Source organism: Lysinibacillus sp. FSL R5-0849 (assembly GCF_038595075.1).
In the GTDB taxonomy this organism is placed as follows: domain Bacteria; phylum Bacillota; class Bacilli; order Bacillales_A; family Planococcaceae; genus Lysinibacillus; species Lysinibacillus fusiformis.
Window position 1 is genome coordinate 1 of record NZ_CP152004.1, and the last position, 25,284, is coordinate 25,284.

The 25,284-nt window shown below is 42.4% G+C and carries 10 protein-coding genes, 2 tRNA genes and 6 rRNA genes; all 18 read left to right on the forward strand.

All coding sequences use genetic code 11. The annotated features are described in order from the left end of the window. The 18 genes from dnaA (at position 1) to MKY80_RS00090 (ending at position 25,213) form a co-directional block, all read left to right on the forward strand. Positions 1 to 1,350 (forward strand): chromosomal replication initiator protein DnaA, encoded by a 1,350-nt coding sequence (gene dnaA, locus MKY80_RS00005; RefSeq protein ID WP_008177987.1) that lies wholly within the window; start codon positions 1 to 3, stop codon positions 1,348 to 1,350. A gap of 170 nt (positions 1,351 to 1,520) precedes the next feature. Further along, a complete protein-coding gene (gene dnaN, locus MKY80_RS00010; protein ID WP_342531400.1) occupies positions 1,521 to 2,657 on the forward strand; it encodes a DNA polymerase III subunit beta in 1,137 nt (378 codons plus the stop codon). 111 nt (positions 2,658 to 2,768) lie between these two features. Further along, complete coding sequence (yaaA, locus tag MKY80_RS00015) at positions 2,769 to 2,993, forward strand: S4 domain-containing protein YaaA (RefSeq protein WP_008177990.1); 225 nt, start codon at positions 2,769 to 2,771, stop codon at positions 2,991 to 2,993. Between the two features lie 3 nt (positions 2,994 to 2,996). Next, positions 2,997 to 4,112, forward strand: coding sequence for a DNA replication/repair protein RecF (gene recF / locus MKY80_RS00020; protein WP_008177992.1), 1,116 nt, complete (start codon positions 2,997 to 2,999; stop codon positions 4,110 to 4,112). Between the two features lie 92 nt (positions 4,113 to 4,204). Then, positions 4,205 to 6,139 (forward strand): DNA topoisomerase (ATP-hydrolyzing) subunit B, encoded by a 1,935-nt coding sequence (gene gyrB / locus MKY80_RS00025; protein ID WP_089986465.1) that lies wholly within the window; start codon positions 4,205 to 4,207, stop codon positions 6,137 to 6,139. A 25-nt stretch (positions 6,140 to 6,164) separates the two neighbouring features. Continuing rightward, the gene (gene gyrA, locus MKY80_RS00030; protein ID WP_008177996.1) at positions 6,165 to 8,630 is read left to right on the forward strand and encodes a DNA gyrase subunit A; all 2,466 of its coding nucleotides are present in this window, start codon (positions 6,165 to 6,167) and stop codon (positions 8,628 to 8,630) included. Positions 8,631 to 8,771: 141 nt separating this feature from the next. Further along, positions 8,772 to 9,854 (forward strand): HD-GYP domain-containing protein, encoded by a 1,083-nt coding sequence (locus tag MKY80_RS00035; RefSeq protein ID WP_008177998.1) that lies wholly within the window; start codon positions 8,772 to 8,774, stop codon positions 9,852 to 9,854. Between the two features lie 392 nt (positions 9,855 to 10,246). Beyond that, positions 10,247 to 11,798: ribosomal RNA gene (locus MKY80_RS00040) — 16S ribosomal RNA — on the forward strand. Positions 11,799 to 11,891: 93 nt separating this feature from the next. Continuing rightward, positions 11,892 to 11,968 (forward strand) — tRNA-Ile (locus tag MKY80_RS00045). A 12-nt stretch (positions 11,969 to 11,980) separates the two neighbouring features. Beyond that, a tRNA-Ala gene (locus MKY80_RS00050) sits at positions 11,981 to 12,056 on the forward strand. Positions 12,057 to 12,144: 88 nt separating this feature from the next. Further along, a 23S ribosomal RNA gene (locus tag MKY80_RS00055) occupies positions 12,145 to 15,072 on the forward strand. 186 nt (positions 15,073 to 15,258) lie between these two features. Further along, a 5S ribosomal RNA gene (gene rrf, locus MKY80_RS00060) occupies positions 15,259 to 15,374 on the forward strand. Positions 15,375 to 15,760: 386 nt separating this feature from the next. Continuing rightward, positions 15,761 to 16,654: a patatin-like phospholipase family protein gene (locus MKY80_RS00065; protein WP_342531403.1), complete on the forward strand. Its 894-nt coding sequence runs from the start codon at positions 15,761 to 15,763 to the stop codon at positions 16,652 to 16,654. A 302-nt stretch (positions 16,655 to 16,956) separates the two neighbouring features. After that, positions 16,957 to 18,508 (forward strand): 16S ribosomal RNA (locus MKY80_RS00070). A 234-nt stretch (positions 18,509 to 18,742) separates the two neighbouring features. Next, a 23S ribosomal RNA gene (locus MKY80_RS00075) occupies positions 18,743 to 21,670 on the forward strand. Positions 21,671 to 21,856: 186 nt separating this feature from the next. Then, positions 21,857 to 21,972, forward strand: a 5S ribosomal RNA gene (gene rrf, locus MKY80_RS00080). The 16S, 23S and 5S rRNA genes sit together here with 2 tRNA genes alongside, the layout of an rRNA operon. A gap of 304 nt (positions 21,973 to 22,276) precedes the next feature. Continuing rightward, positions 22,277 to 23,740: an IMP dehydrogenase gene (gene guaB, locus MKY80_RS00085; protein ID WP_008179648.1), complete on the forward strand. Its 1,464-nt coding sequence runs from the start codon at positions 22,277 to 22,279 to the stop codon at positions 23,738 to 23,740. A 141-nt stretch (positions 23,741 to 23,881) separates the two neighbouring features. Further along, positions 23,882 to 25,213: a D-alanyl-D-alanine carboxypeptidase family protein gene (locus MKY80_RS00090; RefSeq protein WP_083244759.1), complete on the forward strand. Its 1,332-nt coding sequence runs from the start codon at positions 23,882 to 23,884 to the stop codon at positions 25,211 to 25,213. The last annotated feature ends 71 nt before the right edge of the window (positions 25,214 to 25,284 follow it).

Sequence of the window (25,284 nt, forward strand, 5' to 3'; positions counted from 1 at the left end):
TTGGAACATTTAGAAGAATTATGGAATAATGTCCTGGCTCAAGTTGAACAAAAAATTTCTAAACCAAGCTTCGAAACGTGGCTAAAGTCTACCAAATTACTGTCCTACAATGGCAGTGGTTCAACTGTGACAATTGCTGCGCCAAATTCGTTTGCTCGAGATTGGCTTGAGAATCATTATATTCATTTGATTACAGGTATATTAACGGAGCTTACAGGCGAAGACTTGCTTATTAAATTTGTTGTTCAAAAAAACCAGGATTCGGACGATTTTGATTTGCCGGCGCCGATTATCCAAGCAAAAAATAACGATCACCATGATATTTCACCGGGGATGCTAAACCCGAAGTATACTTTTGATACGTTTGTTATTGGCTCTGGTAACCGCTTTGCACATGCTGCCTCTCTAGCAGTTGCTGAAGCACCTGCAAAGGCTTATAACCCTTTCTTCATTTATGGGGGAGTTGGGCTTGGTAAGACGCACTTAATGCATGCCATTGGTCATTATGTTTTAGAGCATAATCCGAATGCAAAAGTAGTCTATTTATCATCTGAGAAATTTACAAATGAATTTATTAACTCTATTCGTGATAACAAAGCACTTGATTTTCGCAATAAGTACCGCAATGTGGATGTACTGCTAATTGATGATATTCAATTCCTTGCTGGAAAAGAATCAACTCAAGAAGAATTTTTCCACACGTTTAATACTTTACATGAAGAATCCAAGCAAATTGTTATATCAAGTGACCGACCTCCAAAGGAAATTCCAACATTAGAGGATCGGCTACGTTCACGTTTTGAATGGGGATTAATAACGGATATTGCACCTCCTGATTTGGAAACACGTATTGCTATTCTGCGTAAAAAAGCAAAAGCAGATGGTTTAGAGGTACCCAATGAGGTGATGCTCTATATTGCGAACCAGATTGACTCCAATATTAGGGAGCTTGAAGGTGCGCTTATTCGCGTCGTTGCCTATTCATCACTCGTAAACAAAGATATTAATGCCACACTTGCTGCAGAGGCACTAAAGGATATCATTCCTAATTCAAAGCCACGAACTGTGACAATATTAGACATTCAAAATGCTGTTGGTGAGCATTTTAGTATACGTTTAGAAGATTTTGTGGCGAAAAAGCGTACAAAGCTAATTGCTTTTCCTCGCCAAATTGCCATGTATTTATCACGCGAATTAACAGATTTTTCGCTGCCGAAAATTGGCGAAGAATTTGGAGGACGTGATCATACAACTGTGATTCATGCTCACGAAAAAATATCTTCTTTGTTGAAAAATGACGTCCAGCTTCAACAAGATGTTAAACAAATTCGTAGCATGCTAGGGAAGTAATTACTGTGGACAATCCTACTATTTAAACACAAACTTATACACAGTCTATCTACATGTGGATAGACTGATTTTATTCATAAAAAGGCACTTATCCACAAATCCACAGAGCCTATTACTATATCTTTTTTATTTTATATAAATAAATAATATAAATATGTGAGGGAAAACGAATGAAATTTGATATTTTACGTGACCGTTTATTAGAGGGTTTAAATGATGTCATGAAAGCAGTAAGTTCTAAAACAACTATCCCGATTTTAACAGGGATTAAAATTGATGTAACAGAAGAAGGTATTCGCTTAACAGGTAGTGATGCAGATATTACAATCCAAACATTTATCCCTGTTGAGGAAGATGGACAACAGATTATTCACATTGCAGAAACAGGATCAATAGTTGTACAAGCTCGTATGTTTAATGAAATTGTACGTAAATTACCAACAAATGATGTTGAAATCCATGTAACACCTGGTTTCCAAACTCATATTCGCTCTGGTAAATCTGAGTTCCATTTAATTGGCTCTGATGCAGCTGAATACCCATTATTACCAGAATTAACGGAAGATCAAAAATTTACTATTCCTGCTGATCTTCTAAAAACAATTATTCGTGAAACAGTGTTTGCAGTTGCCACTTCAGAAAGTAGACCAGTGTTGACAGGTGTAAACTGGCAGATTAAAGACGAAACATTAATCTGTGTTGCAACAGATAGTCACCGTTTAGCTAGACGTAAGGTACAACTAGAAAATTTACCAGCTGTTGAGCACAGTGTTGTTATCCCAGGAAAAAGTTTAAATGAGTTAAATAAAGTACTAGAGGATTCTACAAACCTTGTCCAAATTGTTATTACAAGTCAGCAAGTATTATTTAAAACAGGAGATGTTTTATTCTTCTCTCGTTTGTTAGAAGGAAATTACCCAGACACTACTCGCTTAATTCCGGAAGAATATCAAACTAATGTAACGATTAACGGCAAATCTTTATTGCAAGCTATTGACCGTGCCTCACTAGTAGCAAGAGGAGACCGTAATAATGTTGTCCGTTTTGAAATATTAGGCCACCAAGCAGTTGAAGTTTCTTCTAATTCACCTGAAATCGGTAAAGTACAAGAGGAAATTCCTGTTGAGTCATTAGAAGGGGAAGGTCTGAAAATTTCTTTTAGTGCCAAATATATGATGGAGGCATTGAAGGCAATCGACGGCCAAGATGTAGTTATTCAATTTACAGGCGCAATGAGACCGTTTATTTTACGCTCGGTTCATGACGATGCAATTTTACAATTAATTTTACCTGTACGTACTTACTAAAAATTTAAGATCTGTTAGGATAGTCGCAATTTGCGGCTATCTTTTTTACTTATGGGGAAATTTTAGGTATGATAGAGAGATAGTCAGTCTGTATTTGGAGGGGAACACACTATGCAGGACATTAAAATCGATGAGGAGTTCATCACGTTAGGGCAGCTATTAAAAATATCTGATGCCATTAGTTCAGGTGGAATGGCGAAGTGGTTTTTACAGGAAAATGCTGTATATGTCAATGGAGAAGTAGACGATCGTCGAGGTCGAAAATTACGTAACGGAGATGTTATAAATATACCAGGATGTGGTCGTTTTCAGATCGTAGGACCAACTGGGCAATAAACTATGCATATTGAACAAATAAAACTTACAAATTACCGTAATTATGATGCCTTAGCTTTAAACTTCTCTCCAAAAATTAATGTTTTCATTGGTGAAAATGCTCAAGGAAAAACAAATGTTATGGAGTCTATTTACGTATTAGCAATGGCTAAATCCCATCGAACAACGAACGATAAAGAATTGATACGTTGGGATTCAGACTATGGTAAAATAGAAGGGGCCGTTCAAAAAAGACATGGTATTTTACCGATTGAGCTTACGATTACAAAGAAGGGTAAAAAGGGCAAGATAAATCATATAGAGCAAAGTCGCCTTAGTCATTATATTGGCCAAATGAACGTCGTAATGTTTGCACCAGAGGATTTAAACGTTGTAAAGGGTAGTCCGCAAATACGCCGACGTTTTATTGATATGGAGATTGGGCAAATTTCGCCTGTCTATTTACATGATTTATTAACCTTTCAAAAAGTTTTAAAACAACGTAACCATTTCTTAAAGATGAACCAGGGCAAGTCCATGTCAAATGATGTGATGTATGAGGTTTATAATGAACAATATATTCATGCAGCTACCCAAATTATTCGTAAAAGATTTCAATTTATGGATTTATTGCAGGAGTGGGCTGAACCTATACATGCAGGTATATCACAAGGGAAGGAAACGCTCGTTATAAAATATCGTACGGTAGCTGGAATAGAAAAAGAACATTCTTCTAGCGAAATTGAAAATACTTTACATCAAAAATTGATGGAAGCAAGAGAACGCGAATTTGACAGAGGTGTGACGTTAGTAGGTCCACATCGTGATGATTTGCAGTTTTTAGTAAATGGCTATGATGTGCAAACATATGGCTCGCAAGGACAGCAGCGTACAACCGCATTGTCTTTAAAACTTGCTGAAATTGAATTAATTAAACAAGAAACAAATGAAACACCCATACTACTTTTAGATGATGTCTTGTCGGAACTTGATGATTATCGTCAATCGCATTTATTAAATACCATTCAAGGTGAAGTGCAAACCTTTGTCACAACTACAAGTGTTGAAGGAATTCATCATGAAACAATGGAGCAGGCTCAACTGTTCCACGTGAAACAAGGTGCGATAGAAAAAAGTTAGCCAGGGTAGTTTTTTAGATTACAAAAGAATGGTAATAGTCAGCTCGGTTGACTGTTCATTCATTTACACACAATGATGTTATGAAGGAGTAGATGAAAGCCGTGGCTATAGAGAACGAAGGTTTACAAAACCAAGCTTATGAGGCCGATCAGATACAGGTATTAGAAGGTTTAGAGGCAGTACGTAAAAGACCAGGGATGTATATCGGTTCAACAAGCTCAAAAGGGTTACACCACTTAGTATGGGAAATCGTTGATAATAGTATCGATGAAGCTCTAGCAGGATTTTGTACTGATATACAAGTAACAATTGAAAAAGAAAACTGGATTCGCGTAGAAGATAACGGTCGTGGTATTCCGGTCAGCATTCAAGAAAAGATGGGTAAGCCTGCTGTTGAAGTTATCATGACAGTTTTACATGCTGGTGGTAAATTTGGCGGTGGAGGCTACAAAGTTTCAGGTGGTCTACATGGAGTAGGGGCATCCGTTGTTAATGCTCTTTCTGCTGAAACAATTGTGCAAGTTCACCGCGAAGGTCATATTCATGAAATCAAATTCCAACGTGGAAAAACGATACAAGAGCTAAAAATTATTGGTGATACAGACCGTAATGGAACAACAACACGTTTTAAAGCGGACCCAGAAATTTTTAAAGAAACTACTGTTTATGAGTATGATATTTTAGCTCATCGTATTCGTGAATTGGCTTATTTAAATCGTGGAATCAAGATTACCATTGCCGATGAACGTGAAGGTGAGGAGCGTTCAACTACATATCACTATGAAGGTGGTATTCGTTCATATGTTGAGCACCTAAATCAATCTAAAGAGCCGATTCATGATCCGATTGATGTACTTGGAGAAAAAGATGGTATCTCGGTTGAGATTGCTATGCAATATAATGCCGGATTCTCTTCTAATATATTTTCATTTGCTAATAACATTAATACGTATGAAGGTGGTACACATGAGTCTGGTTTTAAAACAGCTCTTACACGCGTCATTAATGATTACGCACGAAAAGGTGGATTATTGAAAGAAGCTGATGCCAATTTGACAGGTGAGGATGTGCGCGAAGGCTTAACAGCTATTGTTTCTATTAAACATCCAGATCCTCAATTTGAGGGGCAAACAAAAACAAAGTTAGGGAACTCGGAAGTAAGTCAAATTACTAACGCTTTATTCTCGGATGGCTTTGAACGTTTTATGTTGGAAAATCCAACTGTTGCTCGCAAAGTTGTGGAAAAAGGTTTAATGGCAGCTCGTGCTCGTGTCGCAGCCAAAAAGGCCCGTGAATTTACTCGTCGTAAAAATGCACTTGAAGTGTCAAGTTTGCCTGGTAAATTGGCTGACTGTTCTTCAACGAATCCAGCTGATTGTGAAATCTATATTGTTGAGGGTGATTCTGCGGGAGGATCAGCTAAATCAGGACGTGATCGTCACTTCCAAGCAATATTGCCTTTACGTGGGAAAATTCTCAATGTTGAAAAGGCACGCTTAGATAAGATTTTATCGAACGCAGAAATCCGTGCCATGATTACAGCATTCGGTACTGGTATTGGAGAAGAGTTCAATTTAGAAAAGGCCCGTTATCATAAAATTATTATTATGACAGATGCCGATGTTGATGGTGCACATATTCGTACATTGCTTTTAACATTCTTCTTCCGTTTCCTTCGTCCACTTATAGAGGCAGGCTATATTTACATTGCGCAGCCACCACTTTATCAAGTGAAACAAGGTAAGCATGTTGAATATTGCTATGATGATGAAACATTAAAAGAAATTTTAGAACGACTACCAAAAATGCCAAAACCGAATGTACAACGTTATAAAGGTCTTGGTGAAATGAATGCTGAACAACTTTGGGATACTACAATGGATCCAGAGCACCGTACATTATTACAAGTAGAATTAGATGATGCAATTAAGGCTAACCAAGCATTTGAGCGTTTAATGGGCGATGAAGTTGAACCTCGTCGTCAATTTATTGAGGAAAATGCCGTTTACGCTAATTTAGATATCTAATTTTTCTTGAGAGGAGGTCTACACTTTGTCAGAACAAGAACGCTCCGGTGTTAAAGGAATTAATATTACAGAAGAAATTGAAACATCCTTTCTTGATTATGCAATGAGTGTAATTGTTTCACGTGCATTACCTGATGTACGTGATGGATTAAAACCAGTACATCGTCGTATTTTATATGGGATGCAGGAGTTAGGAAATACAGCAGATAAACCTTACAAAAAATCAGCACGTATTGTTGGTGATGTTATGGGTAAGTACCATCCACATGGTGACTCTTCCATTTATGATGCTATGGTACGTATGGCACAAGATTTTAGCTATCGTTATATGCTTGTTGACGGTCATGGGAACTTTGGTTCTGTTGATGGTGATGGAGCGGCAGCTATGCGTTATACAGAATCACGTATGTCTAAAATTGCGATGGAAATGCTACGTGATATCAATAAAGACACAATTGATTATACAGATAACTATGATGGCTCCGAAAAAGAACCGATTGTTTTACCAAGTCGTTATCCAAACTTATTAGTAAACGGTGCTGCAGGGATTGCCGTTGGTATGGCCACAAATATTCCTCCTCACCATTTGGGAGAAACGATTGATGCGGTTATAGCACTTTCTGAAAACCCAGCCATTACTACAGAAGAATTGATGGAAATCATCCCTGGCCCAGATTTCCCTACTGGCGGATTAATTTTAGGCCGTAGTGGGATTCGTAGAGCCTATGAATCTGGCCGTGGTTCTATTATTATTCGTGCGAAGGTGGAAATTGAGCAAAAGGCGAATGGTAAGGAAACTATCCTTGTTCATGAATTACCATACCAAGTAAATAAGGCTAAGCTGATTGAAAAAATAGCAGAGCTTGTGCGTGATAAAAAAATCGATGGTATTACGAATTTACGTGATGAGTCAGACCGTCGTGGTATGCGGGTAGTTATCGAGGTACGAAAAGATGCAAATGCAAATGTAGTGTTAAATAATCTATACAAACAAACAGCTATGCAATCAAGCTTTGGTATCAATATGCTGTCATTAGTAAATGGTCAGCCAAAGGTATTGGGCTTAAAAGAAATGCTATACCATTATTTAGAGCACCAAAAAGTTATTATTCGTCGTCGTACTGAATTCGATCTTCGAAAAGCAGAAGACCGTGCACATATTTTAGAAGGCTTACGAATTGCATTAGATCATATTGATGAAATAATTGCGATTATTCGTGGTTCACGTAGTGGTGAAGAAGCGAAGCCTCAATTAATGGAGCGTTTTAATTTATCAGAACGACAAGCTCAAGCAATTTTAGATATGCGTTTAGTTCGTTTAAGTGGCTTAGAGCGTGAAAAAATAGAAGCTGAATATCAAGAGCTTCAGGTTCTAATAGCTGAATTAAAGGCAATTTTAGCGGACGAAGCTAAAATTGTTGATATCATTCGTACTGAAATTTTAGAGCTGAAAGACCGCTATAGTGATATACGCCGTACTGAAATTACTTCTGGCGGTATTGAAATGATTGAAGATGAGGATCTAATTCCTGTTGAAAATTCAGTCGTTACTTTAACGCATAACGGCTATATTAAACGTTTAGCTGCGAATACATATCGTAGTCAGAAACGCGGTGGTCGTGGAGTTCAGGGAATGGGTACAAACGAAGATGACTTTGTAGAACATCTTATGAATACCTCTACGCATGATACAATTCTATTCTTTACTTCCAAAGGTAAAGTATTTAGAGCGAAAGGTTACGAAATTCCAGAGTATGGTCGTACAGCTAAAGGGCTACCGATTGTTAACTTGCTCAATATCGATAAAGGTGAGAAAGTAACAGCGATGATTCGTGTTGGATCATTTGATGAAGATGCGTACTTTATCTTTACAACAAAAACGGGTATTACGAAACGTACACCTGTATCACAATTTGCCAACATTCGTACGAATGGTTTAATAGCTATCAGTTTACGAGAAGATGATGATCTTATTTCTGTTCGTTTAACAGATGGGGATAAGCAAATTATCATTGGTACACGTGATGGTATGCTTGTTCGTTTCCAAGAAGATGATATTCGTTCTATGGGACGTACAGCTGGTGGTGTACGAGGTATTAAACTTCGTGATGGTGACGAAGTAGTAGGTATGGAGATTGTTGAACCAGGACAAGAAATTTTAGTAGTTACTGAAAAAGGTTATGGTAAACGTACTTCTGAAGATGATTATCGTTTACAAAGCCGTGGTGGCGTTGGATTAAAAACAATGCAAATTACTGATAAAAATGGTCCGATGGTGGCTGTGAAAACAGTTGATGGTTCAGAGGATCTTATGCTTATAACTATTAACGGTATGCTTATTCGTATGGATGTTAATGATATTTCATTAATTGGGCGCAGCACACAGGGTGTTCGTTTAATTCGCTTAGGTGATGAAGAATTGGTTGCAACTGTGGCTAAGGTTGAAAAAGCAGAAGAATTGCCTGAAGACGAAGAGGAAATAGAGGAATAATTTAAACCGATGACGACAGCGTTCATGTCGATCATCGGTTTTTTATTATAAATAATGAAAAATAAGTAATTATTTTGAATTACATGATAAAATAAAAGTACCCTTATTTGAAGCAAGTTAAAGTGGAGAGGTGTTCATTTCATGGAAACAATACATGTTCCAATTTCAGAGTTAGGCGTTGGTAGAGTAATTTCTGAAGATATTTTTGCTAATACACAGTATCCTATCATCTTTAAAGATACAATGATTTCCCATGTACATTTACAAGTTTTCCAGGCATTTAATATTTTTAACGTCCCTGTTTATAAAAATCAAAACGATATTCGGTCGGAAAAGAAAGAAATTGATGTAGAAGTAGTAGTAGAGGACATTCCGACTTTTAGGAAGTCTTATAATCATTCTATTGAACAATTTAAAAAGGAATTTAAAAATTGGGAAGCGGGTGCTAAAGTAGATATCGCCAAAGCAAGAACCATTATATTGCCTTTGGTAGAAATGGTCTTGGAAGATCGAACAATTATTTTTGATTTAAATGAGTTTTCTAACCCTAAAGACTATTTATATCACCATAGTGTAGCAACAGCTTTGATTTCCTCTGTCGTTGCTCAAAAGTTAGGCTATGATAGAGGGACAACAATTCAAATTGCCATAGGTGGCCTATTAGCTGATTGTGGAATGGCTAAAGTACACCCCCGTATTCGAGATAAAAAGACACCTCTTACTGAGCAGGAGTTTGATGAAATTTATAAACATCCAATTTATAGCTATAACATGGTGAAGGATTTAACCATTTTAAAAGAAACTATGAAAGAGGCAATATTTCAACACCATGAACGTTTAAATGGAAGCGGGTATCCGAAAGGCGAAAAGATCGCTAATATTTCTATCTTTGCGCAAATCATTGCCGTGGCAGATGTATTCCATGCCATGACTTGTGAACGTGTATATAGGTCAAAGCAATCGTCGTTTAAAGTAATAGAAATGATTAATGAATCTGAGTTCGGTAAGTTTGATATTAAAGTGGTACGTGCATTAATCGATATTGTTGCGGATCTCCCTATAGGTACGATTGTTGAACTTTCTAACCTAGAGCGTGGAGAAGTCATGTTTGTAAATAAGTTTGCACCCACACGTCCTCTCATTAAATTAGTTCATACAGGCGAAATTTTTGATTTAGGAAAAAACCGCAGTTTTTATATTTCTCGAATCATTACTAATTTGTAGAAAGGCAAGCCATAATTATGGCTGCCTTTTTTCATTTATAGTAAGGATCATAATGTGGAGAGGTATACGGTTATATAAAGTATAGTACCTTCAATTTCCAACTTTCTCTTCTACTAGGCAATATACTATTTTTGCTTAGTATCAAGTGTTTGAATTGATAAATTTAATCTATTGAAATATTTTTAGATAATATGTTGACATAGTTGTCGAATCTTGATATTATTAGTGAGTCGCCAAGAGGTGACGCTGAAATAAACAACATGAACCTTGAAAACTGAACAAGCAAAACGTAATCAATAAAGTTTTTAGTAGCTAGCCTAGCTAGTGAACAAAACAAAATTTTGGACATCAAAATTGATGCCAGCAAAACAATTTGAGCTAATCAAATTTCTTTTATGGAGAGTTTGATCCTGGCTCAGGACGAACGCTGGCGGCGTGCCTAATACATGCAAGTCGAGCGAACAGAGAAGGAGCTTGCTCCTTCGACGTTAGCGGCGGACGGGTGAGTAACACGTGGGCAACCTACCTTATAGTTTGGGATAACTCCGGGAAACCGGGGCTAATACCGAATAATCTGTTTCACCTCATGGTGAAACACTGAAAGACGGTTTCGGCTGTCGCTATAGGATGGGCCCGCGGCGCATTAGCTAGTTGGTGAGGTAACGGCTCACCAAGGCGACGATGCGTAGCCGACCTGAGAGGGTGATCGGCCACACTGGGACTGAGACACGGCCCAGACTCCTACGGGAGGCAGCAGTAGGGAATCTTCCACAATGGGCGAAAGCCTGATGGAGCAACGCCGCGTGAGTGAAGAAGGATTTCGGTTCGTAAAACTCTGTTGTAAGGGAAGAACAAGTACAGTAGTAACTGGCTGTACCTTGACGGTACCTTATTAGAAAGCCACGGCTAACTACGTGCCAGCAGCCGCGGTAATACGTAGGTGGCAAGCGTTGTCCGGAATTATTGGGCGTAAAGCGCGCGCAGGTGGTTTCTTAAGTCTGATGTGAAAGCCCACGGCTCAACCGTGGAGGGTCATTGGAAACTGGGAGACTTGAGTGCAGAAGAGGATAGTGGAATTCCAAGTGTAGCGGTGAAATGCGTAGAGATTTGGAGGAACACCAGTGGCGAAGGCGACTATCTGGTCTGTAACTGACACTGAGGCGCGAAAGCGTGGGGAGCAAACAGGATTAGATACCCTGGTAGTCCACGCCGTAAACGATGAGTGCTAAGTGTTAGGGGGTTTCCGCCCCTTAGTGCTGCAGCTAACGCATTAAGCACTCCGCCTGGGGAGTACGGTCGCAAGACTGAAACTCAAAGGAATTGACGGGGGCCCGCACAAGCGGTGGAGCATGTGGTTTAATTCGAAGCAACGCGAAGAACCTTACCAGGTCTTGACATCCCGTTGACCACTGTAGAGATATAGTTTCCCCTTCGGGGGCAACGGTGACAGGTGGTGCATGGTTGTCGTCAGCTCGTGTCGTGAGATGTTGGGTTAAGTCCCGCAACGAGCGCAACCCTTGATCTTAGTTGCCATCATTTAGTTGGGCACTCTAAGGTGACTGCCGGTGACAAACCGGAGGAAGGTGGGGATGACGTCAAATCATCATGCCCCTTATGACCTGGGCTACACACGTGCTACAATGGACGATACAAACGGTTGCCAACTCGCGAGAGGGAGCTAATCCGATAAAGTCGTTCTCAGTTCGGATTGTAGGCTGCAACTCGCCTACATGAAGCCGGAATCGCTAGTAATCGCGGATCAGCATGCCGCGGTGAATACGTTCCCGGGCCTTGTACACACCGCCCGTCACACCACGAGAGTTTGTAACACCCGAAGTCGGTGAGGTAACCTTTTGGAGCCAGCCGCCGAAGGTGGGATAGATGATTGGGGTGAAGTCGTAACAAGGTAGCCGTATCGGAAGGTGCGGCTGGATCACCTCCTTTCTAAGGATATTTTCGGAATACAAACCTTGGGTTTGTAAGATTACGTTTTGCGTTCAGTTTTGAAGGTTTATTAATAATATAAAACTTCCAAGAGGGCCTATAGCTCAGCTGGTTAGAGCGCACGCCTGATAAGCGTGAGGTCGATGGTTCGAGTCCATTTAGGCCCACCATATATACCTCTTGGGGCCTTAGCTCAGCTGGGAGAGCGCCTGCCTTGCACGCAGGAGGTCAGCGGTTCGATCCCGCTAGGCTCCACCAAACTTGTTCTTTGAAAACTGGATAAAACGACATTGAAATTGTAACAAACACATTTATTTTTTAAGTTTTTTTATAGGCTTAATAACTTGGTTAAGTTATTAAGGGCGCACGGCGAATGCCTTGGCACTAGGAGCCGAAGAAGGACGGCACTAACACCGATATGCTTCGGGGAGCTGTAAGTGAGCTTTGATCCGGAGATTTCCGAATGGGGGAACCCACTACGTTTAATCGCGTAGTATCTTGACGTGAATACATAGCGTCTTGAAGGCAGACCCAGGGAACTGAAACATCTAAGTACCTGGAGGAAGAGAAAGAAAAATCGATTCCCTGAGTAGCGGCGAGCGAAACGGGAAGAGCCCAAACCAAGAGGCTTGCCTCTTGGGGTTGTAGGACACTCAATACGGAGTTACAAAAGAGCGAGTTAGATGAAGCGACTTGGAAAGGTCCGCCAGAGCAGGTAAAAGCCCTGTAGTCGAAAGTTCGTTCCCTCCTGAGTGGATCCTGAGTACGGCGGAACACGTGAAATTCCGTCGGAATCCGGGAGGACCATCTCCCAAGGCTAAATACTACCTAGTGACCGATAGTGAACCAGTACCGTGAGGGAAAGGTGAAAAGCACCCCGGAAGGGGAGTGAAAGAGATCCTGAAACCGTGTGCCTACAAGTAGTTAGAGCCCGTTAATGGGTGATAGCGTGCCTTTTGTAGAATGAACCGGCGAGTTACGATTACGTGCGAGGTTAAGCTTTAGAAGGCGGAGCCGCAGCGAAAGCGAGTCTGAATAGGGCGAAATAGTACGTGGTCGTAGACCCGAAACCAGGTGATCTACCCATGTCCAGGGTGAAGGTAAGGTAACACTTACTGGAGGCCCGAACCCACGCACGTTGAAAAGTGCGGGGATGAGGTGTGGGTAGCGGAGAAATTCCAATCGAACTTGGAGATAGCTGGTTCTCTCCGAAATAGCTTTAGGGCTAGCCTCGTGATGAGAATACTGGAGGTAGAGCACTGTTTGGACTAGGGGGCCATCCCGGTTTACCGAATTCAGACAAACTCCGAATGCCAGATATTTATACACGGGAGTCAGACTGCGAGTGATAAGATCCGTAGTCAAAAGGGAAACAGCCCAGACCACCAGCTAAGGTCCCAAAGTAATCGTTAAGTGGAAAAGGATGTGGCGTTGCACAGACAACCAGGATGTTGGCTTAGAAGCAGCCATCATTTAAAGAGTGCGTAATAGCTCACTGGTCGAGTGACGCTGCGCCGAAAATGTATCGGGGCTAAACGATTCACCGAAGCTGTGGATTGACATCTACGATGTCAGTGGTAGGAGAGCGTTCTAAGTGCGTTGAAGTCAGACCGGAAGGACTGGTGGAGCGCTTAGAAGTGAGAATGCCGGTATGAGTAGCGAAAGACGGGTGAGAATCCCGTCCACCGTATGACTAAGGTTTCCTGAGGAAGGCTCGTCCGCTCAGGGTTAGTCGGGACCTAAGCCGAGGCCGATAGGCGTAGGCGATGGACAACAGGTTGATATTCCTGTACCACCTCCTCACCGTTTGAGAAATGGGGGGACGCAGTAGGATAGGGTAAGCGCGCTGTTGGTTATGCGCGTCCAAGCAGTAAGGCGTGTGTGTAGGCAAATCCGCACACTGTAACGTTGAGCTGTGATGGCGAGTCCGTATGGACGAAGTTCCTGATTTCACACTGCCAAGAAAAGCCTCTATCGAGGTGAGAGGTGCCCGTACCGCAAACCGACACAGGTAGTCGAGGAGAGAATCCTAAGGTGTGCGAGAGAACTCTCGTTAAGGAACTCGGCAAAATGACCCCGTAACTTCGGGAGAAGGGGTGCTCTTGAGCGTGCAAGCGCATGAGAGCCGCAGTGAATAGGCCCAGGCGACTGTTTAGCAAAAACACAGGTCTCTGCAAAACCGTAAGGTGACGTATAGGGGCTGACGCCTGCCCGGTGCTGGAAGGTTAAGAGGAGTGGTTAGCGCAAGCGAAGCTGCGAATTGAAGCCCCAGTAAACGGCGGCCGTAACTATAACGGTCCTAAGGTAGCGAAATTCCTTGTCGGGTAAGTTCCGACCCGCACGAAAGGCGTAACGATCTGGGCACTGTCTCAACGAGAGACTCGGTGAAATTATAGTACCTGTGAAGATGCAGGTTACCCGCGACAGGACGGAAAGACCCCGTGGAGCTTTACTGTAGCCTGATATTGAATTTTGGTACAACTTGTACAGGATAGGTAGGAGCCAGAGATCTCGGAGCGCCAGCTTCGAAGGAGGCGTCGGTGGGATACTACCCTGGTTGTATTGAAATTCTAACCCATGCCCCTTAGCGGGGCAGGAGACAGTGTCAGGCGGACAGTTTGACTGGGGCGGTCGCCTCCTAAAAGGTAACGGAGGCGCCCAAAGGTTCCCTCAGAATGGTTGGAAATCATTCGTAGAGTGTAAAGGCACAAGGGAGCTTGACTGCGAGACCTACAAGTCGAGCAGGGTCGAAAGACGGGCTTAGTGATCCGGTGGTTCCGCATGGAAGGGCCATCGCTCAACGGATAAAAGCTACCCCGGGGATAACAGGCTTATCTCCCCCAAGAGTCCACATCGACGGGGAGGTTTGGCACCTCGATGTCGGCTCATCGCATCCTGGGGCTGTAGTCGGTCCCAAGGGTTGGGCTGTTCGCCCATTAAAGCGGTACGCGAGCTGGGTTCAGAACGTCGTGAGACAGTTCGGTCCCTATCCGTCGTGGGCGTAGGAAATTTGAGAGGAGCTGTCCTTAGTACGAGAGGACCGGGATGGACACACCGCTGGTGTACCAGTTGTCTTGCCAAAGGCATCGCTGGGTAGCTATGTGTGGACGGGATAAGTGCTGAAAGCATCTAAGCATGAAGCCCCCCTCAAGATGAGATTTCCCATTACGCAAGTAAGTAAGATCCCTCAAAGACGATGAGGTAGATAGGTTCGAGGTGGAAGTGTGGTGACACATGGAGCTGACGAATACTAATCGATCGAGGACTTAACCAAAATGTTTGAACCATTCAATGAACCGTTTATCCAGTTTTGAAAGAATAATTTCTTTTATGAAGGGTTTCAAGATACGAGTAGTTCGAGGAAGCAATGGAGAGAGGGAAGGAGCGTACTCAAGTACGTGACTGACTGAACGACAGAAGCTGACGAAGAAATGCGATGTATATTGAAAGCCGAAAATAGTCTAGTGATGATGGCAAAGAGGTCACACCCGTTCCCATACCGAACACGGAAGTTAAGCTCTTTAGCGCCGATGGTAGTTGGGGGCTTCCCCCTGTGAGAGTAGGACGTCGCTAGGCAATAAAGGCAGTCAGCTGTGTGCTGACTGTTTTTTTATTTCATATAAAATGTTTTTAAATTTTTAATTTGAAGTAAAGTTTTTTATATAGATCTCCATAAATTTTATAGAGTAAATCTATTATGGGTACGTAGAAACTTTATGAAACGAATGACTAAATTAATAAGTTGGAAGTGTTAATTGAAATGATATAAACAATTCATGTTATATAATATTTTCTCATTTGTAAAAGAGGACACCAATCTATGAAATTGTTCCAATATCCTAAATACTAAAGTAATTCCTTTTTCAGTAATAGTTTGATTTCGACACTAAAATACAAATTTTAGTTCTAATCGTCAATTTCGATTCTTATAATGTAAAGATTACGAAAAAAGGAGAGGGAATATGTGGATTGATGGTGTGTTTTCTGGGGGAGGTTTGAAGGGCTTTGCACTCGTGGGAGCTTATCAAGTACTAGAAGCTGAAAATTTCCGTTTTAAACGTGTGGCTGGTACAAGTGCTGGAGCAATCTTAGCTGCGTTCATTGCTGCAGGATATAGCGGTAGAGAAATTGAAACTATGCTAGAAGAGTTAGATGTACCTTCATTACTCGATTCTAGAAGAACAATATTACCTTTCCCTTTTATGAAATGGATAAATGTTTATAACCATTTAGGTCTGTATAAAGGAAAGGCATTAGAAAAGTGGTTCTTCAAAAAATTGGCCGAAAAAGGCGTTTATACTTTTGGAGATCTACCCAAAGATTCACTAAAGCTAGTCGCTTCAGATATAACTAATGGTAGAATAATTGTATTGCCAGACGATTTATACAAATACCAAATAGATGCCAATAATTTTTCAGTTGCTTGTGCTTTACGTATGAGCTGTGGTATACCATTTTTCTTTGAACCGGTTAAGTTAAAGACAGGCAAAGGTGAGTCGGTAATTGTAGATGGAGGTGTTTTAAGTAATTTCCCTTTATGGATTTTTGACGATAGGGAGGGGAGAAAAGTACGACCCATTTTAGGACTTAAATTAAGTAGACGGAGAGAGGAACAGTGTCCTCATGAAATTAAAAATGGATTAAATTTATTTGAAGCATTATTTTCAACTATGAAAGATGCACATGATGAAAGATATATATCAAGAAGACATGAAAGAGATATTATTTTTATTCCTGTAGAAGATTACAGTGCTACGCAATTTGATTTAAATGAAGAAACAAAAGAAACACTCTTAGAAATAGGAAGGAATCGTACCATTCAATTTTTAAGAAACTGGCCACGACTAAGATTATAAAAAAAGATTTATAAAAACTATTGACCATTGAAAATAAGCATGTTATTATATAAAAGTTGCTGTTGAGATATGCAGCTACTAAAATATAAAAAATAAAATAACTGTTTGACAAACATTATAAAACATGTTATTATATAAAAGTTAGCTCTTAGCAAAGTAGCGAACATCAAATGAACCTTGAAAACTGAACATGCAAAACGTAATCAATAAAGTTTTTAGTAGCTAGCCTAGCTAGTGAACGAAACAAAATTTTGGACATCAAAATTGATGCCAGCAAAACAATTTGAGCTAATCAAATTTCTTTTATGGAGAGTTTGATCCTGGCTCAGGACGAACGCTGGCGGCGTGCCTAATACATGCAAGTCGAGCGAACAGAGAAGGAGCTTGCTCCTTCGACGTTAGCGGCGGACGGGTGAGTAACACGTGGGCAACCTACCTTATAGTTTGGGATAACTCCGGGAAACCGGGGCTAATACCGAATAATCTGTTTCACCTCATGGTGAAACACTGAAAGACGGTTTCGGCTGTCGCTATAGGATGGGCCCGCGGCGCATTAGCTAGTTGGTGAGGTAACGGCTCACCAAGGCGACGATGCGTAGCCGACCTGAGAGGGTGATCGGCCACACTGGGACTGAGACACGGCCCAGACTCCTACGGGAGGCAGCAGTAGGGAATCTTCCACAATGGGCGAAAGCCTGATGGAGCAACGCCGCGTGAGTGAAGAAGGATTTCGGTTCGTAAAACTCTGTTGTAAGGGAAGAACAAGTACAGTAGTAACTGGCTGTACCTTGACGGTACCTTATTAGAAAGCCACGGCTAACTACGTGCCAGCAGCCGCGGTAATACGTAGGTGGCAAGCGTTGTCCGGAATTATTGGGCGTAAAGCGCGCGCAGGTGGTTTCTTAAGTCTGATGTGAAAGCCCACGGCTCAACCGTGGAGGGTCATTGGAAACTGGGAGACTTGAGTGCAGAAGAGGATAGTGGAATTCCAAGTGTAGCGGTGAAATGCGTAGAGATTTGGAGGAACACCAGTGGCGAAGGCGACTATCTGGTCTGTAACTGACACTGAGGCGCGAAAGCGTGGGGAGCAAACAGGATTAGATACCCTGGTAGTCCACGCCGTAAACGATGAGTGCTAAGTGTTAGGGGGTTTCCGCCCCTTAGTGCTGCAGCTAACGCATTAAGCACTCCGCCTGGGGAGTACGGTCGCAAGACTGAAACTCAAAGGAATTGACGGGGGCCCGCACAAGCGGTGGAGCATGTGGTTTAATTCGAAGCAACGCGAAGAACCTTACCAGGTCTTGACATCCCGTTGACCACTGTAGAGATATAGTTTCCCCTTCGGGGGCAACGGTGACAGGTGGTGCATGGTTGTCGTCAGCTCGTGTCGTGAGATGTTGGGTTAAGTCCCGCAACGAGCGCAACCCTTGATCTTAGTTGCCATCATTTAGTTGGGCACTCTAAGGTGACTGCCGGTGACAAACCGGAGGAAGGTGGGGATGACGTCAAATCATCATGCCCCTTATGACCTGGGCTACACACGTGCTACAATGGACGATACAAACGGTTGCCAACTCGCGAGAGGGAGCTAATCCGATAAAGTCGTTCTCAGTTCGGATTGTAGGCTGCAACTCGCCTACATGAAGCCGGAATCGCTAGTAATCGCGGATCAGCATGCCGCGGTGAATACGTTCCCGGGCCTTGTACACACCGCCCGTCACACCACGAGAGTTTGTAACACCCGAAGTCGGTGAGGTAACCTTTTGGAGCCAGCCGCCGAAGGTGGGATAGATGATTGGGGTGAAGTCGTAACAAGGTAGCCGTATCGGAAGGTGCGGCTGGATCACCTCCTTTCTAAGGATATTTTCGGAATACAAACCTTGGGTTTGTAAGATTACGTTTTGCGTTCAGTTTTGAAGGTTCATTCTTCTGAATGAAATACTTCAAAACTTGTTCTTTGAAAACTGGATAAAACGACATTGAAATAGTAACAAACACATTTATTTTTTTAAGTTTTTTATAGGCTTAATAACATTAAAAGGTTTCAAGACACGAGCAGTTAAATGCGATGTGTATTGAAAGCTGATAGGTTAAGTTATTAAGGGCGCACGGCGAATGCCTTGGCACTAGGAGCCGAAGAAGGACGGCACTAACACCGATATGCTTCGGGGAGCTGTAAGTGAGCTTTGATCCGGAGATTTCCGAATGGGGGAACCCACTACGTTTAATCGCGTAGTATCTTGACGTGAATACATAGCGTCTTGAAGGCAGACCCAGGGAACTGAAACATCTAAGTACCTGGAGGAAGAGAAAGAAAAATCGATTCCCTGAGTAGCGGCGAGCGAAACGGGAAGAGCCCAAACCAAGAGGCTTGCCTCTTGGGGTTGTAGGACACTCAATACGGAGTTACAAAAGAGCGAGTTAGATGAAGCGACTTGGAAAGGTCCGCCAGAGCAGGTAAAAGCCCTGTAGTCGAAAGTTCGTTCCCTCCTGAGTGGATCCTGAGTACGGCGGAACACGTGAAATTCCGTCGGAATCCGGGAGGACCATCTCCCAAGGCTAAATACTACCTAGTGACCGATAGTGAACCAGTACCGTGAGGGAAAGGTGAAAAGCACCCCGGAAGGGGAGTGAAAGAGATCCTGAAACCGTGTGCCTACAAGTAGTTAGAGCCCGTTAATGGGTGATAGCGTGCCTTTTGTAGAATGAACCGGCGAGTTACGATTACGTGCGAGGTTAAGCTTTAGAAGGCGGAGCCGCAGCGAAAGCGAGTCTGAATAGGGCGAAATAGTACGTGGTCGTAGACCCGAAACCAGGTGATCTACCCATGTCCAGGGTGAAGGTAAGGTAACACTTACTGGAGGCCCGAACCCACGCACGTTGAAAAGTGCGGGGATGAGGTGTGGGTAGCGGAGAAATTCCAATCGAACTTGGAGATAGCTGGTTCTCTCCGAAATAGCTTTAGGGCTAGCCTCGTGATGAGAATACTGGAGGTAGAGCACTGTTTGGACTAGGGGGCCATCCCGGTTTACCGAATTCAGACAAACTCCGAATGCCAGATATTTATACACGGGAGTCAGACTGCGAGTGATAAGATCCGTAGTCAAAAGGGAAACAGCCCAGACCACCAGCTAAGGTCCCAAAGTAATCGTTAAGTGGAAAAGGATGTGGCGTTGCACAGACAACCAGGATGTTGGCTTAGAAGCAGCCATCATTTAAAGAGTGCGTAATAGCTCACTGGTCGAGTGACGCTGCGCCGAAAATGTATCGGGGCTAAACGATTCACCGAAGCTGTGGATTGACATCTACGATGTCAGTGGTAGGAGAGCGTTCTAAGTGCGTTGAAGTCAGACCGGAAGGACTGGTGGAGCGCTTAGAAGTGAGAATGCCGGTATGAGTAGCGAAAGACGGGTGAGAATCCCGTCCACCGTATGACTAAGGTTTCCTGAGGAAGGCTCGTCCGCTCAGGGTTAGTCGGGACCTAAGCCGAGGCCGATAGGCGTAGGCGATGGACAACAGGTTGATATTCCTGTACCACCTCCTCACCGTTTGAGAAATGGGGGGACGCAGTAGGATAGGGTAAGCGCGCTGTTGGTTATGCGCGTCCAAGCAGTAAGGCGTGTGTGTAGGCAAATCCGCACACTGTAACGTTGAGCTGTGATGGCGAGTCCGTATGGACGAAGTTCCTGATTTCACACTGCCAAGAAAAGCCTCTATCGAGGTGAGAGGTGCCCGTACCGCAAACCGACACAGGTAGTCGAGGAGAGAATCCTAAGGTGTGCGAGAGAACTCTCGTTAAGGAACTCGGCAAAATGACCCCGTAACTTCGGGAGAAGGGGTGCTCTTGAGCGTGCAAGCGCATGAGAGCCGCAGTGAATAGGCCCAGGCGACTGTTTAGCAAAAACACAGGTCTCTGCAAAACCGTAAGGTGACGTATAGGGGCTGACGCCTGCCCGGTGCTGGAAGGTTAAGAGGAGTGGTTAGCGCAAGCGAAGCTGCGAATTGAAGCCCCAGTAAACGGCGGCCGTAACTATAACGGTCCTAAGGTAGCGAAATTCCTTGTCGGGTAAGTTCCGACCCGCACGAAAGGCGTAACGATCTGGGCACTGTCTCAACGAGAGACTCGGTGAAATTATAGTACCTGTGAAGATGCAGGTTACCCGCGACAGGACGGAAAGACCCCGTGGAGCTTTACTGTAGCCTGATATTGAATTTTGGTACAACTTGTACAGGATAGGTAGGAGCCAGAGATCTCGGAGCGCCAGCTTCGAAGGAGGCGTCGGTGGGATACTACCCTGGTTGTATTGAAATTCTAACCCATGCCCCTTAGCGGGGCAGGAGACAGTGTCAGGCGGACAGTTTGACTGGGGCGGTCGCCTCCTAAAAGGTAACGGAGGCGCCCAAAGGTTCCCTCAGAATGGTTGGAAATCATTCGTAGAGTGTAAAGGCACAAGGGAGCTTGACTGCGAGACCTACAAGTCGAGCAGGGTCGAAAGACGGGCTTAGTGATCCGGTGGTTCCGCATGGAAGGGCCATCGCTCAACGGATAAAAGCTACCCCGGGGATAACAGGCTTATCTCCCCCAAGAGTCCACATCGACGGGGAGGTTTGGCACCTCGATGTCGGCTCATCGCATCCTGGGGCTGTAGTCGGTCCCAAGGGTTGGGCTGTTCGCCCATTAAAGCGGTACGCGAGCTGGGTTCAGAACGTCGTGAGACAGTTCGGTCCCTATCCGTCGTGGGCGTAGGAAATTTGAGAGGAGCTGTCCTTAGTACGAGAGGACCGGGATGGACACACCGCTGGTGTACCAGTTGTCTTGCCAAAGGCATCGCTGGGTAGCTATGTGTGGACGGGATAAGTGCTGAAAGCATCTAAGCATGAAGCCCCCCTCAAGATGAGATTTCCCATTACGCAAGTAAGTAAGATCCCTCAAAGACGATGAGGTAGATAGGTTCGAGGTGGAAGTGTGGTGACACATGGAGCTGACGAATACTAATCGATCGAGGACTTAACCAAAATGTTTGAACCATTCAATGAACCGTTTATCCAGTTTTGAAAGAATAATTTCTTTTATGAAGGGTTTCAAGATACGAGTAGTTCGAGGAAGCAATGGAGAGAGGGAAGGAGCGTACTCAAGTACGTGACTGACTGAACGACAGAAGCTGACGAAGAAATGCGATGTATATTGAAAGCCGAAAATAGTCTAGTGATGATGGCAAAGAGGTCACACCCGTTCCCATACCGAACACGGAAGTTAAGCTCTTTAGCGCCGATGGTAGTTGGGGGCTTCCCCCTGTGAGAGTAGGACGTCGCTAGGCAATAAAGGCAGTCAGCTGTGTGCTGGCTGTTTTTTTTATTTTATTATTTTAAGGAAATTCTTCATAAATTACAGGATTTTATACAAAAATCAATCATTATCAAAAGATTTAATTGTAAGATCTTATATAACTATATGATGGTCGCTAGTAGTTTTTTATATAGCTATTTATTTGGATTTTCAATTAAAATTTGCTATGATTAAAAGTCTGAATTGTCTTTCTTTTATAAGTTTCTTGACAGTAGCAGTCCACGTTGTTAATCTTACAATTAATATTCTTTTAACTATAGGAGGACGTTACGAAAATGTGGGAGACTAAATTTGCCAAAGAAGGTTTAACTTTTGATGATGTATTATTAGTACCAGCTCATTCCGAAGTATTACCGAAAGATGTTGATTTATCTGTTCAATTAACACCAAAGATTAAATTAAACATTCCAATGATCAGCGCAGGTATGGATACAGTTACAGAGTCTAAAATGGCTATTGCTATGGCACGACAAGGCGGAATCGGTATTATCCATAAAAACATGGGTATCGACGAACAGGCTGAACAAGTAGAAAAAGTAAAACGTTCTGAAAATGGTGTTATTACAAACCCATTCTTCTTAACTCCAACTCATCAAGTTTTCGATGCTGAGCATTTAATGGGTAAATACCGAATCTCTGGTGTACCTATTGTTGACAGTATGGAAAACCAAAAACTAGTAGGAATCATTACAAACCGTGATTTACGTTTTATCTCAGATTACTCTTTAAAAATTGAAGATGTTATGACGAAAGAAGATTTAATTACAGCTCCTGTTGGAACGACTCTAGAGGATGCAGAAAAAATTCTTCAACAATATAAAATCGAAAAACTTCCGATTGTTGATGAAGAAGGTCGTTTAACTGGTCTTATCACAATCAAAGATATCGAGAAAGTTATTGAATTCCCTAATGCTGCTAAAGATACACATGGTCGCTTACTTGTAGGTGCAGCAGTAGGTGTATCCAAGGATACAATGGTACGTATCGAGAAGCTTGTAGAAGCACAAGTTGATATTGTAGTAATCGATACAGCACACGGACATTCAGAAGGTGTATTACAGACAATACGTTCAATCCGTGAAACTTACCCAGAACTAGAAATCATTGCTGGTAACGTAGCTACTGCAGAAGGTTCACGTGCATTATTCGAGGCTGGAGCAGATGTTGTTAAAGTAGGAATTGGCCCAGGTTCAATTTGTACTACACGTGTTGTGGCTGGTGTAGGTGTACCGCAAATTACAGCAGTATATGATTGTGCTACAGTAGCTCGTGAACTTGGTAAAACAATTATTGCTGATGGTGGTATTAAATACTCTGGCGATATTGTGAAAGCTTTAGCAGCTGGTGGAAATGTTGTAATGCTAGGTTCACTTCTTGCAGGTACTTCTGAATCTCCAGGAGAGACAGAAATCTTCCAAGGTCGTCGCTTTAAAGTATACCGTGGTATGGGATCTATCGGAGCAATGGAAAAAGGCTCAAAAGATCGTTACTTCCAAGAGGATGCGAAAAAGTTAGTGCCTGAGGGTATTGAAGGTCGCCTTCCTTATAAAGGACCATTAGCTGATACAATCTATCAACTGATTGGTGGTATCCGAGCTGGTATGGGTTATTGTGGAGCACCACATCTTGAGTATTTACGAGAAAATGCACAATTTGTTAAAATGACTGGTGCAGGTCTTCGTGAATCACATCCACATGATGTGCAGATTACAAAAGAGTCACCAAACTATTCCATGTAATATATTACTTGCAACTTTTATGCTTTCGCATCGTCTACAAAGATGGCGCGAGAGCATTTTTTTATGGCAGAGAGTCAACACGTATGTTGATATCTATGATAAAATGTCGAGGACAAGATTATTTTTTGGAGGGCTTTCAAGGTGAAAAAGAAAATGAACACCGTATTACGCTTACTCCTAATTCCCGTTTTATTAATTGGTATTTTTGCAGGTATTCCTGCAAAGGCAAATGCAGAGACGGATTTAGGACTAACAGTGGATGCTGCAATTTTAATTGACGCAGATTCAGGAAAAATTTTATATGAACAAAATGCAGATACTTCACTAGGTATTGCAAGTATGACAAAAATGATGACTGAATACCTGTTATTGGACGCTATTGATGCAGGGACAGTTAAATGGGATCAAGAATACCACGTAACCGATTATACGTATCGTATGTCTCAAAATCGTGCATTAAGTAATGTACCTTTACGTCGTGATGGTTCTTACACGATTCGAGAATTGTACGAGGCAATGGCTATTTATTCAGCGAATGCTGCAACTGTTGCTATAGCTGAAACAATTGCTGGAACAGAGACTGAATTTTTGAAATTAATGAACAAAAAAGCAGAAGAACTTGGCCTTGAGGGTTATAAGTTTGTCAATTCCACAGGTCTAAATAACGCTGATCTTTTTGGGATGCAACCAGCTGGGACAGGACCAGAAGATGAGAACGTGATGCCTGCAAAATATGTGGCAAAACTAGCCTACCATCTATTAAAGGATCACCCAAAGGTATTAGAAACTTCTCAAATTACTAAAAAGACATTCCGTGAAGGTACAGAGGATGCCATTGAAATGTCTAACTGGAACTTTATGTTACCAGGGTTAGTTTTTGAATATCAAGGTGTAGATGGATTAAAAACAGGTACTACAAACTTTGCAGGCCATTGCTTCACTGGTACTGCAGAACGCAATGGTACTCGATTAATTGCAGTGGTCATGAAGGCTGTTGATGCAAGTGGACAAGGGTCATATAAAGCTCGTTTTGATGCAACAGCAAAATTATTTAACTATGGTTTTTCACAATTCTCAAAACAAGAAATTTTACCAGCAAACTATACGTTTAAAGATCAAAAAACAGTAAAAGTGACAAAAGGTAAAGAAGACAAAGTAGAGATTGCTGTAAAAGAACCTATTTCATTTATGATCAAGTCTTCTGATAAAGATCTCTATAAACCTAAATTGGTTTTAGATAAAAAGAGTCTTGAAGCAGGAGTTAAGAAAGATACTGTTGTAGGGAAGGTCGTTATTGAGCGCACAGAGGGCACAGATTACGGCTTTATCGATGGTAAGGATATTTCATCCGATATTGTTACTACAGGGGCTGTAGAGCGTGCTAGTGGTATCTCATTGTTCTTCCAAGGTGTTGGGAACTTCTTCGGCAATTTATGGAGTGGGATTTCTGACTTCGTTGGAGGTCTATTCTAATCATTAATTAAAAAGCACATGAATGATAACAAACATTCATGTGCTTTTTCACATTTTTGACCCGAATAGCA

What these genes read in the sequence shown, in the direction of transcription:
- dnaN (WP_342531400.1), top strand. Translation starts at nt 1,521, where the DNA reads ATGAAATTTGATATTTTACGTGACCGTTTATTAGAGGGTTTAAATGAT.
- yaaA (WP_008177990.1), top strand. Translation starts at nt 2,769, where the DNA reads ATGCAGGACATTAAAATCGATGAGGAGTTCATCACGTTAGGGCAGCTA.
- recF (WP_008177992.1), top strand. Translation starts at nt 2,997, where the DNA reads ATGCATATTGAACAAATAAAACTTACAAATTACCGTAATTATGATGCC.
- gyrB (WP_089986465.1), top strand. Translation starts at nt 4,205, where the DNA reads ATGAAAGCCGTGGCTATAGAGAACGAAGGTTTACAAAACCAAGCTTAT.
- MKY80_RS00035 (WP_008177998.1), top strand. Translation starts at nt 8,772, where the DNA reads ATGGAAACAATACATGTTCCAATTTCAGAGTTAGGCGTTGGTAGAGTA.
- MKY80_RS00065 (WP_342531403.1), top strand. Translation starts at nt 15,761, where the DNA reads ATGTGGATTGATGGTGTGTTTTCTGGGGGAGGTTTGAAGGGCTTTGCA.
- guaB (WP_008179648.1), top strand. Translation starts at nt 22,277, where the DNA reads ATGTGGGAGACTAAATTTGCCAAAGAAGGTTTAACTTTTGATGATGTA.